This is a genomic window from Desulfovibrio subterraneus (assembly GCF_013340285.1).
GTDB lineage: Bacteria > Desulfobacterota > Desulfovibrionia > Desulfovibrionales > Desulfovibrionaceae > Halodesulfovibrio > Halodesulfovibrio subterraneus.
In genome coordinates this window covers 295,587-314,786 of record NZ_BLVO01000013.1, presented here as the reverse complement: position 1 = coordinate 314,786, position 19,200 = coordinate 295,587, and the positions used below count along the sequence as shown (strand labels likewise).

The 19,200-nt window shown below is 57.0% G+C and carries 23 protein-coding genes and 1 tRNA gene; 22 read left to right on the top strand and 2 right to left on the bottom strand.

Translation table 11 applies throughout. The features are described 5' to 3' along the window. Positions 1–172: 172 nt before the first annotated feature. Positions 173–859, bottom strand: a complete 687-nt coding sequence (locus HUV30_RS08325) for a DUF554 domain-containing protein (protein ID WP_174404978.1) — start codon at positions 857–859, stop codon at positions 173–175. 91 nt (positions 860–950) lie between these two features. On the opposite strand from HUV30_RS08325, the gene HUV30_RS08320 reads away from it, so the two are divergent. From HUV30_RS08320 to HUV30_RS08280, 9 genes are all read left to right on the top strand, one after another. Next, on the top strand, positions 951–1,370 hold the full coding sequence (locus HUV30_RS08320; RefSeq protein WP_174404977.1) for a VOC family protein: 420 nt from the start codon (positions 951–953) through the stop codon (positions 1,368–1,370). A 176-nt stretch (positions 1,371–1,546) separates the two neighbouring features. Further along, a tRNA-Leu gene (locus HUV30_RS08315) sits at positions 1,547–1,633 on the top strand. Positions 1,634–2,048: 415 nt separating this feature from the next. Continuing rightward, positions 2,049–3,701 (top strand): DNA primase family protein, encoded by a 1,653-nt coding sequence (locus HUV30_RS08310; RefSeq protein WP_174404976.1) that lies wholly within the window; start codon positions 2,049–2,051, stop codon positions 3,699–3,701. A 275-nt stretch (positions 3,702–3,976) separates the two neighbouring features. Then, positions 3,977–5,404 (top strand): primase-helicase zinc-binding domain-containing protein, encoded by a 1,428-nt coding sequence (locus HUV30_RS08305; protein WP_174404975.1) that lies wholly within the window; start codon positions 3,977–3,979, stop codon positions 5,402–5,404. Between the two features lie 57 nt (positions 5,405–5,461). Further along, positions 5,462–5,911: a hypothetical protein gene (locus HUV30_RS08300; protein ID WP_174404974.1), complete on the top strand. Its 450-nt coding sequence runs from the start codon at positions 5,462–5,464 to the stop codon at positions 5,909–5,911. A gap of 142 nt (positions 5,912–6,053) precedes the next feature. Further along, positions 6,054–7,400, top strand: coding sequence for a DNA modification methylase (locus HUV30_RS08295; protein ID WP_174404973.1), 1,347 nt, complete (start codon positions 6,054–6,056; stop codon positions 7,398–7,400). Then, positions 7,393–8,145 (top strand): hypothetical protein, encoded by a 753-nt coding sequence (locus HUV30_RS08290; protein ID WP_174404972.1) that lies wholly within the window; start codon positions 7,393–7,395, stop codon positions 8,143–8,145. Before HUV30_RS08295 ends, HUV30_RS08290 begins: the two co-directional genes overlap by 8 nt. A 193-nt stretch (positions 8,146–8,338) precedes the next feature. Beyond that, positions 8,339–10,165, top strand: a complete 1,827-nt coding sequence (locus HUV30_RS08285; RefSeq protein ID WP_174404971.1) for a terminase gpA endonuclease subunit — start codon at positions 8,339–8,341, stop codon at positions 10,163–10,165. Between the two features lie 33 nt (positions 10,166–10,198). After that, a complete protein-coding gene (locus tag HUV30_RS08280; RefSeq protein WP_174404970.1) occupies positions 10,199–10,426 on the top strand; it encodes a helix-turn-helix transcriptional regulator in 228 nt (75 codons plus the stop codon). A gap of 22 nt (positions 10,427–10,448) precedes the next feature. Here the strand turns inward: HUV30_RS08280 and HUV30_RS08275 are convergent, their stop codons facing one another. Next, a complete protein-coding gene (locus HUV30_RS08275) occupies positions 10,449–11,294 on the bottom strand; it encodes a hypothetical protein (protein ID WP_174404969.1) in 846 nt (281 codons plus the stop codon). Positions 11,295–11,328: 34 nt separating this feature from the next. Between HUV30_RS08275 and HUV30_RS08270 the strand changes: the two genes are divergently transcribed. The 13 genes from HUV30_RS08270 to HUV30_RS08210 are packed head-to-tail and all read left to right on the top strand — an operon-like array spanning position 11,329 to position 19,200. Further along, positions 11,329–11,556 (top strand): DUF6148 family protein, encoded by a 228-nt coding sequence (locus HUV30_RS08270; RefSeq protein ID WP_174404968.1) that lies wholly within the window; start codon positions 11,329–11,331, stop codon positions 11,554–11,556. Continuing rightward, entirely contained in the window at positions 11,549–13,042 is a 1,494-nt protein-coding gene (locus HUV30_RS08265; protein WP_174404967.1) for a phage portal protein, read from the top strand. The genes HUV30_RS08270 and HUV30_RS08265 overlap by 8 nt, the downstream gene beginning before the upstream one ends. Further along, a complete protein-coding gene (locus tag HUV30_RS08260) occupies positions 13,035–14,351 on the top strand; it encodes a S49 family peptidase (RefSeq protein WP_174404966.1) in 1,317 nt (438 codons plus the stop codon). Before HUV30_RS08265 ends, HUV30_RS08260 begins: the two co-directional genes overlap by 8 nt. A gap of 3 nt (positions 14,352–14,354) precedes the next feature. After that, positions 14,355–14,711, top strand: coding sequence for a head decoration protein (locus HUV30_RS08255; RefSeq protein ID WP_174404965.1), 357 nt, complete (start codon positions 14,355–14,357; stop codon positions 14,709–14,711). 11 nt (positions 14,712–14,722) lie between these two features. Continuing rightward, on the top strand, positions 14,723–15,754 hold the full coding sequence (locus tag HUV30_RS08250) for a major capsid protein (protein ID WP_174404964.1): 1,032 nt from the start codon (positions 14,723–14,725) through the stop codon (positions 15,752–15,754). Between the two features lie 10 nt (positions 15,755–15,764). Next, the gene (locus HUV30_RS08245; protein ID WP_174404963.1) at positions 15,765–16,118 is read left to right on the top strand and encodes a hypothetical protein; all 354 of its coding nucleotides are present in this window, start codon (positions 15,765–15,767) and stop codon (positions 16,116–16,118) included. Between the two features lie 48 nt (positions 16,119–16,166). Further along, on the top strand, positions 16,167–16,406 hold the full coding sequence (locus HUV30_RS08240; protein WP_174404962.1) for a hypothetical protein: 240 nt from the start codon (positions 16,167–16,169) through the stop codon (positions 16,404–16,406). Continuing rightward, entirely contained in the window at positions 16,406–16,993 is a 588-nt protein-coding gene (locus HUV30_RS08235) for a glycoside hydrolase family 108 protein (protein WP_174404961.1), read from the top strand. Before HUV30_RS08240 ends, HUV30_RS08235 begins: the two co-directional genes overlap by 1 nt. After that, a complete protein-coding gene (locus tag HUV30_RS08230) occupies positions 16,993–17,553 on the top strand; it encodes a hypothetical protein (RefSeq protein WP_174404960.1) in 561 nt (186 codons plus the stop codon). The genes HUV30_RS08235 and HUV30_RS08230 overlap by 1 nt, the downstream gene beginning before the upstream one ends. Continuing rightward, complete coding sequence (locus HUV30_RS08225; protein WP_174404959.1) at positions 17,553–17,855, top strand: hypothetical protein; 303 nt, start codon at positions 17,553–17,555, stop codon at positions 17,853–17,855. The genes HUV30_RS08230 and HUV30_RS08225 overlap by 1 nt, the downstream gene beginning before the upstream one ends. Then, positions 17,852–18,484, top strand: a complete 633-nt coding sequence (locus tag HUV30_RS08220) for a phage tail protein (RefSeq protein WP_174404958.1) — start codon at positions 17,852–17,854, stop codon at positions 18,482–18,484. Before HUV30_RS08225 ends, HUV30_RS08220 begins: the two co-directional genes overlap by 4 nt. Then, the gene (locus tag HUV30_RS08215) at positions 18,481–18,942 is read left to right on the top strand and encodes a hypothetical protein (RefSeq protein ID WP_174404957.1); all 462 of its coding nucleotides are present in this window, start codon (positions 18,481–18,483) and stop codon (positions 18,940–18,942) included. Before HUV30_RS08220 ends, HUV30_RS08215 begins: the two co-directional genes overlap by 4 nt. Beyond that, the gene (locus tag HUV30_RS08210; protein ID WP_174404956.1) at positions 18,943–19,200 is read left to right on the top strand and encodes a hypothetical protein; all 258 of its coding nucleotides are present in this window, start codon (positions 18,943–18,945) and stop codon (positions 19,198–19,200) included.

The window sequence follows — 19,200 nt, the reverse complement described above, 5'->3', positions numbered from 1 at the left end:
ATGGATGATTTGCGGAATTAGACAATCAGGAATTACTATCATTCCTGCTCGCTCTCGCTGAGGGCATAGCATAAGACCTGTGACAGATTGTGCAACCCCTTGCACGCGAGGTTCGCAAAAAATGTCATCCAAAGGGGAACCGGCAATACGCCGCTCCCCTCTGTCATATGCCTTACATGAGAATCCGCGCCAGAACAGGTGCGAACACGAGAGCAGGAAGCATGTTGGTCAGCGGAATACGCCGCAACTCCATCAGATTTATGCTGATTCCAATGATAAGTGCGCCGCCGGTGGCAACAAGCTCCGTCATCATGGCTTCATTCAGAATGGGTTGCAGCACCGTGGCGAACACCGTCAGGCTGGCCTGATAAATGAAAACCGGAATGGCAGAAAAAATAACGCCCACACCATAACTGGCGGCAAAGGCGACAGAGGCAAAACCGTCCAGAATGGATTTGGTGAACAGGATGGTATGGTCACCGCGCAAGCCTTCATCGAACGAACCGAGAATGGCCATGGCACCGATGCAGAACAGCACGGAGGAGGATACAAACCCTTCCGTGAAGCGTTCATTCCCGCTGCGCATGCGCTTTTTCATCCAGTCGCCCAGAGCGGTCAACCGATCCTCAAGCTTGAGCAACTCACCTGTAATAGAGCCCAGCAGAATACTGAAAACAAGCACAAGGGGATTCTGCGTTTTCAGGCCCATCTGCATCCCTATGATAAGGGTGCAAAGTCCCAGCCCGGTAAACACGATAGCCCGCATGCGATCCGGCAGTCGTCCGCCCAGAACAAGGCCGACGACGCCACCCACGACAATACACACCACGTTGAAAAGGGAACCAAGCGGGAAAACCATGCTACATACTCCATGAAACGATTGCAGCCAAAGAGGAATGAGGTATCCTACCCCGCATTGGATGTTAAGCATTTTGTTTACAGGAGGCACGATGAAATCTCTGACCCCGAACCTGATGGTAGGCAATGTGGCCCGCGCCCTGGCATTTTACTGCGACACGCTGGGATTCACCTTCGAAATGGGCGTGGCCGAAGAAGGTGGCCCCATTGCCACAGACAGAACGAATGAGCAGGACTTCATCTGCGCCATGGTCCGCAATGGCGGTGCCTGCTTCATGCTTCTTGAAGAACGGGCCTTTGCCCATGACCTGCCTGCCTTTGCAGGCAGAAAGCCCGGAGCCAGCGCCACCTTCTATCTGGAAGTGGAAAACGTAAACGCCTTGCATGAGAAGCTTGCCGGCAACGTGACCGAAGTGAAGCCACTGGGTGACATGTGGTACGGCAAGCGGGAATGGTACATTGCGGACCCCGACGGCTATGTGCTCTGCCTTGCCCACACCCTGCGCATCTAAGCGTCTGGACGTCTGGGCGTCTGGGCGCCCGCCCATCTTGTGCATCTTCAAGCGCCCGATCCTACCGGATTGCAACTTCTTTCCGGCACGCCATAGCCACAACAGACACTCTTCTCTTCTGATCTGATCAGGTTGACAACCGCGCAGTAATTACACTATAAAACGCTTCCTCACACGCCGGGGTGGTGGAATTGGTAGACGCAGCGGACTCAAAATCCGCCGCCCGCAAGGGCTTGCGAGTTCGAGTCTCGCCCTCGGTACCAGAATAAATTCGGGAAGTTACAGGTGCAAAATGCTGCGCTCTGAAACTTCCCGTTTTTGCGTTTTCGGGGTTTGTTCCCGGTATGTTCCCGGTTTTTGCACCAGTACCCGCTTCTTTCCCTCTGGTCTGCATGCGATTCTGACGCCGCCGCGCATGCGGCGGCATCCTTCAGAGGGGGCTCGCCGCGCCGCGCCCTCTCCCCTCCCTTTCAAGACTTCCGACCAAATCGTCCCTCGGCGAGGCCCGAGGCTCTGCCTGCTTGCGGGTCCTTCTGCGGCATGCGGCTCTACGGGTGCTGCGAGGCTCAGGGTTTGGGCGCGACTGATGGAAAAATATGCGTGGAAAAATGGAAGGTTAGCAAAGCAAACACGCTTCTGGTGCACCAATTACGGGATTCGTAACACGCGGAGGCTTGCATGAGCGACAGCGATTTCACGCCTCACAATTCAGAACCTATTGATAATTCTGATAGATCACCGGCTCCCCCCGTCGACGAGCTGGCAGCCATTCGAGAACAGGTAGCCAAACGCCGGGCTGAAGAGCCCAAGGCCCCCATTGAAGAAGTCGATCCCGCACCGGATCGTCACTTTGTGGTGCAATGCGCCAAGGCCAATGACATCGGCAATGGCCTGCTCTTCGCCCAGCTCCATCGGAACAAGTTCACCTTCAATCACCAGGCTGCCGAGTGGATGGTCTGGCGTGGCAGCCACTGGGATTTCGACATCACCAAAGAAGCCGCTATCGCTGTTGCCCGCGTGGTTGATTGCTACCTCTCGACACGCATGGAGCTCTACAAACTCAAACAACAGGCAGAAGACGACGGTGACAAGGAAGGTGCGTCACGACTGAACCGGCAGTGCAAGGTGCTGGCAGATCAGGCGGACTACCTGCGCTCCATCGGCGGCATCAACAATTGCCTGAAGGCTGCCTGCATGATCGACGATCCCATTGCCATCCGTGGTGATGAGCTGGATCAGGAGCCTTGGCTGCTGCCCGTTGCCAACGGCGTGTTGGACCTTCGGACTGGTAAGCTCAGAAAGGGGGTGCCGGGGGAATTTCTCCATCGGGCAAGCTGTGTTGAATGGTGGGGTATGGATGCCGAGGCTGCTGCCTGGGACAAATTCATGCTGGAAATCATGGCAGGCGACGAAGAAATGGTCGCCTATCTGCACCGCATTTTCGGCTATGCCATCACCGGCCTCACCAACGAGCACACCTTTCTGGTGATGGAAGGCGAAGGCCGGAACGGCAAGGGCCTTCTTGTTGAAACCATTGGTGAAATCCTCGACGATCTCGCCGGTCCCATTCCCGCTGAAATGCTGCTGGCACAAAAGCAGGCACGCTCTTCACAGGGGCCTTCAGCCGACATCATGGAACTGCGTGGGCGACGTATTGCCTTTGCTTCGGAACCTGACGACGGAACCCGGTTCAGCGCGGGCAAGGTAAAATGGTATTCCGGCGGTGACACCCTCACCGGACGCTACCCGCACGACAAGCGCATGGTGCGCTTCAAGCCCACCCATCAGCTGGTTCTGCTCACCAACGTTCGCCCGCATGCTCCTGCAAATGACTTCGCCTTCTGGGACCGCATGCATCTTGTGGAATTCACCCGCCGTTTTGTGAACAGCCCCTCCGCTGACAACGAGCTGCAGCGTGACCCTTTCCTCAAGGAAAAGCTTCAGAAGGAATATCCGGGCATCCTTGCCCGCCTGGTACGCGGATGCCTCGACTATCAGCAGCAGGGGCTCAACCCGCCGCGCAAAGTCCTGGATGCCACCTCGGAATACCGGAAGGACGAGGATGTGATGGCGGACTTCTTCGAAGACTGCCTCATCTCCGACGGAGTCATCAAAGACAGCTATGTGCTTTCGGCCACACTCTACCCCGTGTTCGAGCGCTGGTGGATCAAGAACGTCAGCGCCAAGAACGTGCCCAAAATGAAAGGCATGGGAGATCGCATGCGTAAACAAGGATTCCCCAGCGAGCGCATCCCGCGTGAAGGCAACGTGAAGGGCTACTACGGCATTCGCATAAACCCGAGGGCGCTCACGCTCTATGGCAACGGATAGCGCAAAACATGATCAAGGTCCTTCAGCAGACACGTTAGTCCAATTGCTATCCTGCTGAAATGATAGGGCAAGGATAGGTGCGTGAACGATAGAACGATTGTGCCCCATATTCCAGCGGGGCTCTTTAATACGCTTTCGGGCATGTTGTTTACTATACCTATCCGCTCATCGTCCCTTTTTAATAAAAAGAAAAGAATAAAGGGATGTTGGAACAAAGGACGATTGTCGGGACCATGTTTTGTGATCGTTCAATAGTCCTTTTCTGGAGGTAGCTCATGAACATTCTTGATCTGGTTCGTGAAGACGTCGGGGAAAGCACGGTCGTGAAGCAAACGAGCGGTGAATGGGCATCCCCCTGCCCTACCTGCGGAGGAAAGGACCGCTTCCGCACCTTTCCCGACCAAGGCAAGGGCGGCACTTACTGGTGCAGGGCTGAAAACCGTGGAGGTGACATCATCCAGTACCTTCGGGATTTCCGAAGCATGGCATACCGCGAAGCCTGTACTTTTGCAGGTGTGGAAGCTGCAAGCGGCTATCGCCCGTTGGCCGCACCTCGCCGCAAAGGAGAAGCGCGGGGGGAATACGCGTTCAAAACGCACGATGATCCCGCAATGCTCTGGCAGGAAAAAGCCAGGTCATTTGTCACCACATGCCACCAGCGCCTGCTCGCAAACCCGCCGATGCTCGCCTATCTCGCCTCGCGAGGCGTTTCTCTTGAAGCCGCCAAGCGGTGCCGTCTTGGATACAATCCCAAGCCGGAATACCGCTCCCGCACCGCATGGGGTCTTACAGAAGAAACATCAGAGAACGGCAAAGCCAAACGCCTGTGGCTGCCCAAAGGCATTGTCATCCCCTACTGGCGAGAAAGAAAGCTACAGCGCATCAAGATCCGCCAAGACAACGGCTTCGAGTTCGGGCCTCGCTACTACATGGTGCCGGGCTCCAGCTCAGTTCCTATGTGCCTGAATCCGGAAGCCCGTGCCTTCGTGGTGGTCGAGGCCGAATTGGACGCAATAGCCTGCTGGGACGCGACAGCCGCATCAGGTCGGCAAGAAATCGGAGCGCTGGGAATGGGAACACTCGGCGGCAAGCCTGATGAATGGCTGCATGGCATTCTGACAAAGTGCCTGTGCATTCTGAATGCCTTGGATGTGGAACGCGTTGAGCCAGAGAATGACACGGAAGAAGCCCGCGAGAAGGCCGAGCGCACAGAGGCCATGCAAGCAAGGCAGCGTGACTGGTGGCAAGCCACATACCCTCAAGCGGAACGGTGGCCTGTTCCTGCTGGCAAAGATCCCGGTGAAGCCGTTGCACATGGTGTAGATCTCGCCATGTGGATCCTCGCCGGACTTCCGCCAGCGTTCACCCTGCCGCCCTTTCCCTCTGGGAAGGACCATCGCCGCGAGGCTGCCGACGCGGGGGAAGCGCCAAGCATTGCCGAAACCGCCCCGCCCCCGAAAGCCATCCCGGCCAGCGTGCTGCAGCTGAACGAGCTGCTGCGCTCCGGCCCCATGTGGATTGAGAAAGATGATGCGACGACATCTCTCGGCATCAAATGGGATTGGCAATGGCGGCTGGCAAAGCCGGAAAACGCTGCACTCTGCAACCAGTTATCACACCTTGTCTTTCGCACTGACGCCTTTGACTGGGTGGTAGCGCATGGAGCTGCCATCATCGACTGTCGGAATTTGCTAAATCAGTAGTTTTCCCCGCCATGGCGGGGAAAGCAAAATCAACTTTTACCCCACGGAGGCGGGGAAATGAGAGAAAAGCGACCTAAGCTTGCCCATATCACCATTAAACTTGCAGATGGCACCAGTCGCTCCATTGCAGTCTTCGGGGCTGAAGAATGGCCGGAACGAAACGGTCCAGCAGGATTGCTCCGCGTCCAGGATGGAGAGAAGTGGGTCAGCCGCGATGGCAATAAATATGACTGGCACAATCCCGAGGCTGTTGGTCACCTGCTGTCCCACATCCTGCGAGAGCATATGGGAACGATCCAGCCTGAACCGCACATACCGCCGGATACGCCAGCAGGAACACGAGTGCGCGTCCGGACAGCAGCAGAAGTAGGTCGGCAGTTCTCAACGCACACCCGCTCTGCTCCATTTGAACGGGACGGACAATGGAAGGTCTTTGTGTCGGGACACCGCTACCCTCTGCCGCTGGAGTGTGTGGAACGAGCAAGGGATGGCCCTGCAGCTGACTGATTGAACTGAGAGAGGGTTGCCGCATGAAGCTGGTACCTCCATGCGGCGACCGGATACAAGCCTATCCGACCGGAATCACTCCAACCCTCCTGCCGAAACGCGGTACGTATCGGTACAGGAGGACTACCACAGGACGCGTCGGATGAAAACGATCACTCTCGAATACTGGCCACTGGAACGATTAAGACCATATGAACGCCAATTACGGAAGAATGACCGCCACGTCGAACGAATGATGACATGCATTACCGAATTCGGCTTTCGCCTCCCCATTCTGGCAAAGGCTGATGGCGTTGTTGTGGATGGACACCTTCGCCTGAAAGCTGCCCTGCGTATGGGTCTTGCAGAAATCCCAGTTATCCTCGCTGACGGTATGACGGAGGCGCAGGTGCGGGCTTTCCGCATTCTCGCCAACAGTTCCGTCGCCTGGTCAAAATGGGATGAAGACGCTCTGGCTGCTGAGTTGGAAGCATTACAGCAGGAAGCCTTTCAGCTCGAACTTACCGGACTGGCACTTTCAGACATTGAAGATCTGCTTGATGCCCTAGACCGGGAAGATTCGGGGCCAGATCCCGATGAGCTTCCCGCTGATGGCCCAGGCGTCACGGTTCCCGGAGACATCTGGCTCATGGATAACCACCGTCTTCTCTGCGGAGACTCCACAAGCCACGCTGCCATGGCAGCTCTCATGCTCGGCAAGGAAGCTGACTTGATTTGGACAGATCCGCCGTACAATGTGAACTACAAAGGCAAGGCGGGAGCCATCAAAAATGACAACATGAAGGACAGCGACTTCCGCACCTTCCTGCAGAACGCTTACAACGCCATGTATGGAGTCCTGGGAAAGGGATGCCCCATCTATGTCGCCCATGCAGACACAGAGGGAATCAACTTCCGAAGCACATTCAGGGAGGCCGGATTCAAACTGGCTTCATGCCTCATCTGGCGCAAGGACCACTTTGTGCTCGGTCGGGCTGACTACCAATGCCAGCACGAACCGATTCTCTATGGATGGAAGCCGGGCAGCGCTCATCGCTGGTATGGCGGAAGAAAGAGGAAAACCATTCAGGAGCTTGGCAGCCTGGGCACCGTAGAGCAGCTTCCTGACGGTTCCATCATCCTCTGCCACGAGGGCACCTCCACCGTGATTACGGGACGTGACCTGTCAGTCGAGCAATTCGACAGCACCATCATTCTGGAACGCAAACCGCTCCGAAGTGAAATCCATCCCACCATGAAACCTGTGGGATTGGTTGAGCGCTTCATCCGCAACAGCAGCAAGGCGGGCGATATGGTTCTTGATCCCTTCGGCGGTTCAGGCACCACGCTTATCGCGTGTGAACGCACCAATCGAATCTGCCGGACAATGGAACTGGATCCCAAGTATGCCGATGCAATCGTCAGACGCTGGCAGGCCTATACAGGGAACAATGCCGTACATGAAGCTACAGGTTCCACCTTCACGGACAGGGAGCAAGGCAATGGATGAGATGAAGCTCGACGAACTTCTCGCTCGAAGCGCTTCAAGTGATGTTGCCTCTCTTCTTAAAGCGAAGGAGGAAGCGAAACGCCTCATGCGGGACGATCCCTCTCCACAGGCCATTGCAGCCTTTGAACGGGCATCGCGACTTCTGGAGGCTCGCATGCCATCTAACAAGAACGGAGAGATTACCTTCTCCAGCACTGCCCAGGTCATAGAGCACCTGACTTCTCAGCAACGTAAAATCGCCAAGAGCAAACTCTATGCGGACATAAAGTCCGGCAGGCTGCGCAAGCGGGAGAACGGCTTTGTGCAGTCAGACGTGGACGCCTACGCCCGCACGCTGCCCTTCATCACCACACCGGATAAACAGGCCAACAGTGCGGAAGACCTCGCCCGACGCAAGCAGGAAGCCGAAATCAAACGCATTGAAGAGCAGGCGAAGCGCGAGCAGATCAAGCGTCTGCGTGAAGAAGGCAAGCTCATCCCGCGCGAGGATGTGGAAATGGAACTGTCCACACGCGGCGTGGCTCTTGAAACAGGCTTGAAATCCGCTATCGAAGTACAAGTACTGGAACTGATCAACGTCGTGGAAGGAAATCCCAACCACTCACACACGCTGATCAACATGCTTGAATCGATTATCGATACCGCCCTGCATGAATACTCGCGGGAGATGGAAATCGAAGTGGAATTCATAAACGATGCTGAAGAACCCGACATCCCGAACGCAGAAGACGGAGCGGAAGCCTAGCCGCCTTCGTATCACTTCTGCCCTGCCACACTGGCTGCCGGAGAAGGTCCGCCTTCGCCTTCTCCGGCACGTCAGCAACGCAGGCGGACGGCTTGCCTATTCCTTCCGCTTCTCCCGTGGCGAGCGTGCCGCACTTCGACACCGAAAACCCGTACCAGTCAGCGAATGGTCGGCCCGGCACCGCATTCTGCACATGAGTGCCATTCCGGGTCGCTGGCACAATGACATTACGCCCTACCTGACAGGCATCATGGATGCGAGCTTCTTTCCTGGCGTTGAAGAGATAGTGCAATGCAAGGTGCCACAGTCCGGCGGATCGGAAGCCGTGCACAACTGCATAGGCTACGCGGCAGACCGTCGCCCCGGTCCCACGCTCTATGTTTTCCCCGACGAAACGACCGCCCGCGAAAACTGCACAGACCGCATCATCCCCATGTTTGAAGAATCCCCGCGCCTGCGAGAACTCTTCACCGGCAAGGGAGAGGATCGCAGCGCCATTCGCGTTAATCTCTCCAACATGCCGGTCTACATGGCGTGGTCGGGATCTGCTACACGGCTTGCCAACAAACCTATCTGCTATCTCGTGCTTGATGAGCTGGACAAGTTCCAGAATCCCAAAAAGGAAGCCAGCTCAGAAGACCTCGCCGAGGCCCGCACCACCACCTTTGCCCGCCGCCGGAAGATCTGGAAAATATCATCGCCGTCTGATGCGGAAAGCCCCATCTGGAGAAACTTCCAGAAGGCACAGGCGAAGTTTGACTATTGGGTGCGCTGTCCGGATTGCGGCGGCGAGCAGCTCATGCAATTCGACCGCATCCGTTGGGAAGGCGGCACAAGAGCCAACCCCGAAGAGCTTAAGGCCCGCAATCAGGCCACCTATGTCTGCGAGCATTGCGGAAGTTGCTGGACCGACCAAACCCGCAATGAGGCAGTGAAGCGCGGATATTGGAAGGCTCGCGGTTCCGGCCTTGAGCTCTTTGCCCACCTGAAGACACACAGGCCGCGTTCCGTCGGCTTTCATGTTCCGGCATGGATATCGCGCTTTGTGGGGCTGTCGGAAATCGCCGCAGACTTTGTAGAGTTCATGCAGGCCAAAGCGCTTGGTAAGCCGGAATGGAAGTCCAAAATGAAGGACTTCATGAACAAGCGAAAGGCTGAACCGTGGTACGATTACGAAGAACAGCGCACCGAAGCAGGCCTGCGTCAGCATTGCGATGATCGACCTCGCGGCGCAGTGCCGAGCCCGCTGGAAGACGGTATATCACGAGTCGCCAGCCTGCTCGCTGGCGTAGACACCCAGAAGGGGTACTTCCGCTATGTGGTCAGGGCATTCGGCTGGGGTACCGAACAGGAAAGCTGGCTTGTGCAGTGTGGCAGCCTGCCCTCGCTGGAAGCGGTGGAGAAACTTCTGCTCCACCAAACCTTCAGAGACGGTCAAGACAACGAGTACGCTGTGGAACGCCTCTTGATCGACGCCATGGGGCACCGCACCACAGAGGTCTACAACTTCGCCCGCAAGCATCGCGCCCGCGTGCTGGCAACGCAGGGCAAGCAGCATCAGGCAGCGCCCGTTGCCTACTCGCAGATCGACTACTTCCCACAATCCAAGAGACCGATCCCCGGCGGGCTCAAGCTTGGACGCTTGGATACCAACGTCTTCAAGGACACCCTTGCCGCCAAGCTGGAAGTGCAGCCCGGAGACCCCGGCACCTTCTGGCTGCATGCGGAAAAGGCCATGCCCAAAGCATACTTTGATGAAATGACTACGGAGTATTGGGACAATGACGCCAAAGCGTGGCTCTGCCCATCTGGCAAAGCGAACCACTTCTGGGATTGCGAGGTGCTCTGTCTCGCTGCCGCATGGGAGCTGGATATTGCGCGGCGCAGTAGGCCGAAAAATGGCGGAAAGAAGCTGCAGTCCCGTTTCGCAAACATGAATCAGGGCGGCATTAGCGCGGCACCGCGCCCCACCCCAATGCCCCAAGCAGGAATGGGAAGCCGCCCTGCTTGGTTCGGATAGGAACAACCCGAAAAGAAATCATAAGGAGAAGCCATGAAAGCCACAGCTACGGAAGAATACCGCGATCCCAAAGGCAACAAAGGCCGTCGCCTGAATTGGAAGCAGGCATGCGAAATGCTGGGTTGCTCAAAGAGCCATTTCTATAATTTGATCAATGAAGGGAAGCTGCCTGCGGTGAGGTATGGGAAAGTTAGAGGGGTGTGGGTACACTTATCCGAAATTCATAACTTCCTTAAACAACATCAGACGACCAACACATAACCTCACCGCAAGAAATTTAAAACTATTCCTTTCTAATACTCTCCACCAACTCATCAAAGCTATAAACAGATGGAAGAGACTTATTAGCTCCACATACAGTCAAATTTCTGGTTGGTAGCAATTTAAGAACGATCCAACCCTTTTTAATTGTATGATAATCTGTTGACAAGCCAATAGACAAGTTGGTATTAAAAGGCATTCCAGCAAAGCTGCCAACAACATTACTCTCCAAAGAACCATATGATGAAGATATACCATTCCTCATTTCTGATACATAATAATATTCTTCTCCACAATACTTTGTTGGATCAATTTCTAAGTTATTTCCTTTTATTTTTTTGATCTCTCCGATCTGCATAACCTCCTTAACATTACTCACATTATCACCACTCAAGCTCGCCATCGCCATATATGATGCATCAGCCTTAACAGACATTTTTGCCTCATACTCTTTCTCAATAAAAGCGGTTCCTGAAATTACATCTAAATTATCGATTCCATAACCATCACTTTGCTTTGTATATATCTCATATTCAACGCCATCAATTATTTTAGCCTCCTTCTTTAAAACACTCCCTAGCGACGAAATATCATCTCCACCTCTAGAGAAAAACAATCCAAATGCTGGATATACTTCTGATTTCTTCATAAACTCTTTTACAGTTGCATCAACATTCTGCACTGGCTCAGCAGTCTTATAGCTGCAGCCTGAAACAAACAACACCAAAGAACAAGCTATAACCATTAGCAATCTAGACATACTCCCTCCTTTTTCTTTATCATAAACGGTGAATATATTTCTCATATTATTATCTCTACACAAATACACATCTCCCCAATCTTCGCCTTCCACTTCCACCACGTCCACGACATAATGCCCCGTAAGGTCTACCCTTCGGGGCATGACTATTTGGACACGAGACGAACTGACAGCACAGCTTCGAGAATGGAAAGCCGCTCTTCTCATCTGTGCTTCCGGCAAGTCGTACAGCATAGCGGGCAGAACCCTCACTCGTTCCGATGTAGCTGACATCCGGAAGACGCTTTCCTATCTGGAACGCGAGCTCAACAAAATCGACGGTGCCCCGGTCGGCCCTGTGTTCGTGCAGGGGGTTACCCGCCGTGGCTAGCATCCTGCGTACTTCGCGTGGGGCCAATGGCCTTGTCGGTCGTCGCCATCCCCATGTGCGCCGCATGGCCGGTTCTCATTCCGGCAGGCTTGGCGGCTGGCACACCCACCGCACTCCTGCATCTTCTTCCCGTTACGAACGGGACACCATCCAGCTCCGCGCTGAAGATCTCGCTGCAAACGATTGGGCTCCGCGTTCTGTCATTGACTCCATGACTGTGAACGTGGTCGGCACAGGACTCAAGCCACAGGCCAAACCCTTGGCCGAGCGGCTGGGCATCTCTGCGGAAGAAGCCCGCGAAGTTGCTCGTCAGCAGGAATTCGCGTGGCAGATGTGGCAGATGGAAGCGCACCCCAGCGGGAAACTCACCTTTGACGATCTGTGCTTCCTCGGTCTGCGCTGTGTGCTCATCCACGGCGAACTGCTGTATCTGCCCGTCATGCTCCCCGATGAGGGACGCAAGTTCTCGCTGGCAATTCAGGATACACACCCCGGTCGGCTGCGCACCCCTCTGGACCGTGAATCCGATCACCGGATCCGTGAGGGTATCGAGTTCACCGAATGGGGAGCCCCTTCACGGTACTGGATCGCCGACCCGCCTGCAGGTCTGCTGCAGGACTGGACACACGGCACGGATTCTCTCAGCTCCGCGCATTTCGTCTGCAAGCCCGCCTTCGTTGCCCACCGCCCCTGCGTGCTCCATCTCTTCCGCGTTGAAGAGGTGGAGCAGGTACGGGGTATTTCGCCCCTTGCTGCAGGCATGAAGCTGTTCCGCCATCTGGACGATTCACTTGATTACGAGCTCATGGCCCAGATCATCACCGCCAGCATTCCGGTATTCATCGAAACCGAGGATGCACAGGGGATCATCCGGCAAAATGCGCGGGACCACGAAGATATCTATCACCAGCAAGTTCGCCCCGGACAGATCATGTACGGCAACCCCGGCGAGCGCCCTCACATCCTCGAACCCAGCCGCCCCGGCAACAACTTCGTGCCCTTTACCGAGCTGGTGCTCCGCGCCGCTGCCGCCTCCATGGGCATGCCCTACGAGGTACTCGCCAAGGACTTTTCCAAGAGCAACTACTCCTCCACCCGCGCCGCCCTGCTCGAGGCGTGGCGTGTGTTCATGCTCTACCGCACGTGGATGGTGAACCACCTGTGCCGCATCATATGGGCCATGGTGCAGGAAGAAGCTGTTCTGCGCGGCTATGTACGCCTGCCCAAGCATGCCCCCGGATTCTATGAAGCCTACCACGCATGGACCAACTCCAAATGGCTCGGCCCCGCTCGCGGATACGTGGATCCAGTGAAGGAAGTGCTCGGCGTTGCGAAGGCACTGGAAAACCGCCTGACCACACATGCCGATGCCATCGCGGAACGCGGCGAGGATTGGGAAGATGTCTGGGCCCAGCGCGATCTGGAAGATTCCCTACTGCTGAAGAGCGCCGCCCAAAGCCCACAAGGAGCAAACGCCAATGCATGAACTGCTCGCCAGTAAACTGCTGTACCTCGCCCCCGACTTTCTGCCGCAGCTCGTGACCGATATGCGCCAGCCTTCTTCCGGCATGTTCCTCTTCGGTCAGCGCGAAGAACCGAGCAAGCCCCCTTACGACGTGCAGGACGGCGTTGCGCTCATCCGCATCCGTGGAGCGCTCACACAATATGGCGGCTGGTGGACCACCGGCTACGAGCAGATCCGCGAGAAGGTGCGTGCAGCTCTCGCGGACAGATCGGTAAAGGCCATCCTGCTGGACGTGAATTCCCCCGGCGGAACCGAGTCCGGCCTCTTTGAGCTGACGGACTGGCTGCATTCCCTTCAGGGGCAAAAGCCCATGCACGCCTATGCGGACGGCCTCATGTGCAGCGCCGCCTACTGCATTGCCAGTGCCACGGGCAGCATCCTTGCGCCCCGCATGGCAAGTCTGGGCAGCGTGGGGGTGCTGTGGGTGCACACCGACTGGAGCAAGTGGAACGAGAAAGAAGGCTGCAACTACACCTATCTGCACGCCGGTTCCTTCAAGGTAGCCGGAAATCCCGACAATCCCCTCAGTGATCGGGACCGCACCTATTTCCAATCCCGCATCAATCAGGGCTATGCGGCGTTCCTCTCCATTTGTGAACGCTGCATGGGCCTTGATCCGGCCCGCGCCACCGAGTGGGCGGACGGCCAGATATTCCACGGCGACAAAGCCCACTCCCTCGGCCTTGTCTCCGCCATTGTCAGAGACCGGGACGATGCGCTTGCGCATGTCCTCGCACAACTTTCCTCTACGGCCACAACGGCCTTCACGGAGAACACCATGGACCTGAAAGACCTCACTCTGGAGACGCTGCAGAAGGAGCACCCCGAGCTCCACGCCCAGCTTCTCGCTCAGGCAGGAGGCACGGCACAGGACAAGCCGGGGGACGGCAAGGGCACTGAGCTCTCCGCGCCTGCTGGCCCCGCTCCCTCCCCCGAAACGCAGGACGCCGCATTCAACGCCGCCTGCGCCATGCTGGAAGCCGCAGGCTTCACCCAGCAGGTGGAAAGCATGCGCAAGCTCAAGGCTGCCAACCTCAGCTGCGAGCAGATCATCACCGTTGCCCCCATGCTGGCATCCGCAGCAGGGGCTGCCGGTGCCACCGAAGAAAAGGGCGGCAAGGACGATCCCGACATGAGCAAGCGCCTGCTTTCTGCTCTGACCAGCTCGGACAGCATGAAGCCCGTCGGCACCCATACCTCGCACAAAGCCCTTACCCCCGCACAGCTCGAAGCCGCTCTGGTGTCCGAGCTTGTCGATATGGAGGTGTAGCTCATGACTACCGCAGAAATCACCAGTTCCACACTTCTGGCCGGGCATGACGTGATCACCTATCAGGTGACGCTTGCTTCCACCGGCGCCGAAGTCATGCTGCAGCGCGGCACGCCGCTCGGGCGCGTTACCGCCACCCGCAAGTTCAAGGCATGGGATCCCGCAGCCAATGACGGCAGCGAGGTCATTGCAGCTCTGCTCGCCGAAACCAAAACCGTGCCCGCTGCTGGCGATGCCAAGAGCGACGGCTATGTGCACGGCGAATTCCACAAGAACGCCATTCCGTGGGGTGCCGCAACCGCCGACCAGATCAGTGATGCTGTCTGGGCCATGGCCGGTCGTGGCATCTACGTCCGCTAAGGGAGAACCGTATGCCTGACATCAATGTACTCGACCTGCTGTTCAGCCCCCGCACGCTGACGGCAACCGCCATCAAGCGCAAGCCTGTGCCGCGCCTGCTGCAGACGCTGTTCTTCGGCAAGCGTAACACCCATCTGACGCGCGATATCGACCTGCGCAACGTGAGCTATCCTCTCAAGGTACTGCCCATGGTGGGCGAACGTGCCGGTGCCGTTACCATCGAAGGCACCAAGCGTGCACTGAAGATTGTTCCCTCTGCCCGGTTCCGTGCAAAGCGTCCCTCCGGAGCCAATGACCTGCTGTATGTGACTGCCCCCGGCGAACCCGTGGAGCTGAAGCAGGGCATGGGCGATGTGGAAGGCCGCGTTAAGTCCGCCATCGTCAGCGACATCGATATCCTCAATGACTCCCTCGAGCTCACCATCGAGTTCATGTGCTCCGAAGTCGCCCGTACCGGCAAGGTCGTTGCGCACGATGATGACGGTGTGGACTACGAAGTGGACTTCGGCATGCCTGCCGACCATGTGACCGTCCTTACTGCAGGTGACCTCTGGACGGATCCTGCTTCCGATCCCAACGAGCAGCTCGAAGAGTTCTCCACCATCGTGCAGAACGCCTGCGGCATGCGTCCCGATGTGGTTGTGCATGGCACCAATGCCTACAAGCACTACCGCAAGAATCCCACCGTCAAGGACGAGCTCGATAACCGCCGCATCGAAAGCGGCACCATGCACAACGCCATCGGCAAACTCTACAAGGGGAACGTGGGCAACGTGGACCACTATGTCTACGGCGGCAGTTTTGAAGACGTGCACGGCAACACCCGTGAACTCTTCCCGCCCGACTACATCCTCATGGGCTGCACCGGCGCTCCCTGCTCCGTCGAATTCGGCCTTCCCGCTGACCTGCGCAATATCGGCCCCGTGGAAAAGTTCGTGAAAACGGTCATTGAAGAGGATCCGAGCCAGCTCGCCGTCATCGAGGAAAGTCGCCCTCTGCCCGTGGCCGACATGAGCTACTTCTTCTTCGCCAAGGTCGTTTAGGAGGCACATCATGGCAGCTAAGAAAATCGTCAAAATGGATGTGCAGCTCAAGTGCTCCCTTGGCCGTGGCGGCAAGGACGGCAAGCCGGGAGATACCGTCTCCCTGCCTGAAGATACGGCCCTTACCCTTATCAGGGACGGGCTCGCCGTTGAGCCTCTCGTGCCCAGCTCCGTTGATAGCGGTGCATCTGACAAGATTGCCCAGCTGGAAAAGGAAAAGGCCGAGCTGCAGGCGGAACTGGACGCGGTAAAGGACGACTGCGCCAGCAAGCTTGACCAGGCAAAGGCCTATGCATCCGCACTGGAAGTTCGCTGCAAGGCTGCAGGTGTGGACATTGCCGATCTGACCGGCACCGGAAAGTAACCGACGGGGTCGGGCAACCGGCCCCGCTCTTTTCAAGGCAGGCGACACATGACCTTTTCCCCTCTCGAAATGCTTCTGCTCACCGCCCTCGTATCTCTGGTTACGGCGGTTGCCGTGCGTCTGCTCTTTTCCGGTAAATACGTGCGCCGCATCGAATGCGAAGGAAGCATCGCAGACATCAAAAGGCGCTTGGACATTCAGTTCCGCATGCTGCGTGCCATTGTGCCGTACCTGCCCATTGAAAAGGACACCATGCGGGAAATCCTCAACGAGAGAGGAACCGACTGATGAACCCTGCATTAAAACTGGCTCTTGATTTTACTCTCCGCTGGGAAGGCGGATTCGTGGACCACCCGGACGATCCCGGCGGGGCCACCAACCATGGAGTGAGCCTGCGTTGGCTGAAGGGGCTTGAAGTATCCATCGCGGACATCGACGGAGATGGAGATGTTGACGCTGAAGATATCCGGGCGCTCACCATTGATCAGGCCCGCGATTTGTTTGCGGATCGTTTCTGGCATGGGCTTTCGCTCGACGAGTTCCCTCCTGCTGTCTCCATAGCTGTCTTTGATGCCGCAGTTAACTCCGGCCCACGCCCTGCGTTTCGCTTCCTGCAGCGGGCTCTCAACCTCTGCGGGTCGACTCTTGAAGAGGATGGCATCTTCGGTCCCGCCTCGCGGGCGGAACTGGTTCGCCATGCAATGCCTCCGAATGGCCCTCTGCTGCTGGTTAACGGTGTCAATTGGGCAAGAATCAAGCTCATGACAACGCTTGCCCAGCGTAAGAATGAAGCAGGTCGACAGCCTATGCAGGTGTTCCTGCCCGGCTGGACGAACCGCGTTCACGCCCTGACTAAAGAGATCTGGAGGATGTAATGGACTGGCTCAAAACTATCGCTAGTGCCGCCCCCATTCTCGGAACCGTTGTTGGTGGTCCTGTGGGCGGCATCGTCGGCAAAGGCCTGTCTCTCATCGCTGAGGCCTTCGGCTGTGAACCCACAGAAGATGCAGTTGCTTCCGCAATTAAGGCGGATCCGCAGGCTGCCATCAAGCTGAAAGAGCTTGAGCTTCAGCACCAGGCTGTTTTGATCGAATGGCAGCGCGTCCAGCTGCAGGCCGAGCTGGAGAACACCAAAAGCGCCAGAGACCGTGAGGTTGCAATGACCAAAGCGGGCACCAGTATGGGCTGGTTCCCCCCGGCCATGATCAGCTTGGTGGTGACGGTTGGTTTTTTCATCATGCTCTACCATGTGCTCACCATGCAGGGAGAGCCCTCGCAGGCAGCTGTCCTTCTTCTCGGCTCTCTCGCAACCGCCTTCGCCGCAGTGGTGAACTACTACCTCGGTTCTTCCCTCGGAAGTTACCGGAAGAACAATGCCCTCGAGCAGCAAGTGTCTGGTGCCATCCGTAGCACAGGAAAAGCGGGAGGGATCTGATGTCCCTTCGTGACCACATGCAGGCCGATCTTGCCATGATGATGAGCACCAACGAGTTCGGCGAAGAGATCACCCTCTGCGGAGCTTCCATCGTCGCCATTGTGGACCTGTCCAGAGAGCCTGCCGGTGATGATCGGCAATCCGTCTTTGTGGAAAGTGCCACCCTGCGCATTGCTGAAGGAGCCGTTTTGCTTCCTGACGTTGGTCGCCGGGTGGAGTTCAACGGTGAAGAGTGGATCGTGGGGCAGACCGAAGATGAGGATGGCCTGCAGGTTATCCACCTCTGGAGGGATCTCGCATGAGTAAAGCCGGACAGACCCTTGTGCTCATCGACAAGGACCGCATTGACCGGCAGATGCAGGCAATGCGCGGAGCCCTTGAACACATCAAGGACGGCTACAAGACCGTGGCCATGCGTGCCGTGAACAAGACCCTTGATGGCATGCGCACCGATGTGGTGCGGCTGATCCGCTCTACCTATGCCGTTCCGGCGCGGGATTTGCGCGAAAAGCTCTCCGTCATCAAGGCCAAGAAATCATATCTGCGAGGCTCTCTTTCGGCAAAGGGGCCTATCTCCGTGCCGCTCATGCGATACGGAGCTTATCCCCGCGCCCCTTTTGTCAGTGCTCCCAAAGGCCCCAGAGGAAAGCGCCACAAGGGCGTAACCGTGAAGGTGCGTGCCGATGATGGGCGCAAGGGCGTGCGTCATGCCTTCGTGCTCAACTCGCCGTCCACAGGAAAGCCGGAAGTTGTGAAGAAGGTCCATGCTGATCGCCGTTATCCCATTCGCATTCTCTACGGCCCCGGCCATCTTGCCGCCCTGCGGGAAGAAGAGAACCTTGGCAGCCTGCAGGAGCAGGCCATGGAACGCTTCAGCAAGGCCGTGGATCATGAAGCCCGGTTCCTTATCGAAAAGGCGGGCTTGCGATGATTTTGGAACTGCTGACAGAGCTGGAAGTCTTTCTGCAACAGGCGCTGGCAACCGTGCCGCTTCCTTCACCCGAAAGAGGTGCGGGAGAACTGGCACCGGCCCGCGTGTTTCTGGGTGCCATCCCGCGCACCACAGAAGAACACAAGGCTTTCCCCTGCGCTGTACTGCGCTGGCAGAAAGGCGAGGACACCGAAGAGGACAGCAGCGAGACCGTGGATATCCTGCTCGGCGTGTATTCCCCTGCTGGGCTCGACATAGCTGAAACATGGATTGCCGTGCTCGTGGGCAGACTGCGTCGCCTGCTGCTGGAACACCGTTGCCTCGGCAAGTGGGAGATGGAGCTGCCGCTTACCTCGGCCAAGCCCGATCCCGAGAAACAGCAGGAACGATTCCACATCGCCACCATCAGCACGCAGTGGCGACGAACCTTACCCTCTGACCCCGTCATGGAGGCTTAAATGGCAAAAGAAAAGACCCCGACCGTTACCGGCACTGTAATGTACCTCGGCCCGACCTTGCGGGGAGCCCGCCATGTTGTGCACGGGACTATCTTTAAAGGCGGCGTGCCTCGCCATCTGGAAAAGGAACTGACTGCGGATCCTGACTATGCGGCATTGTTCGTGCCTGTCGCAGATGTCGGTGCCGCCCGCAAGGAACTGAAAAACGCAACCTCCGTGCTGGCACACTGCGCCCGCCGCGTTGCTGAAAAGGGGTAA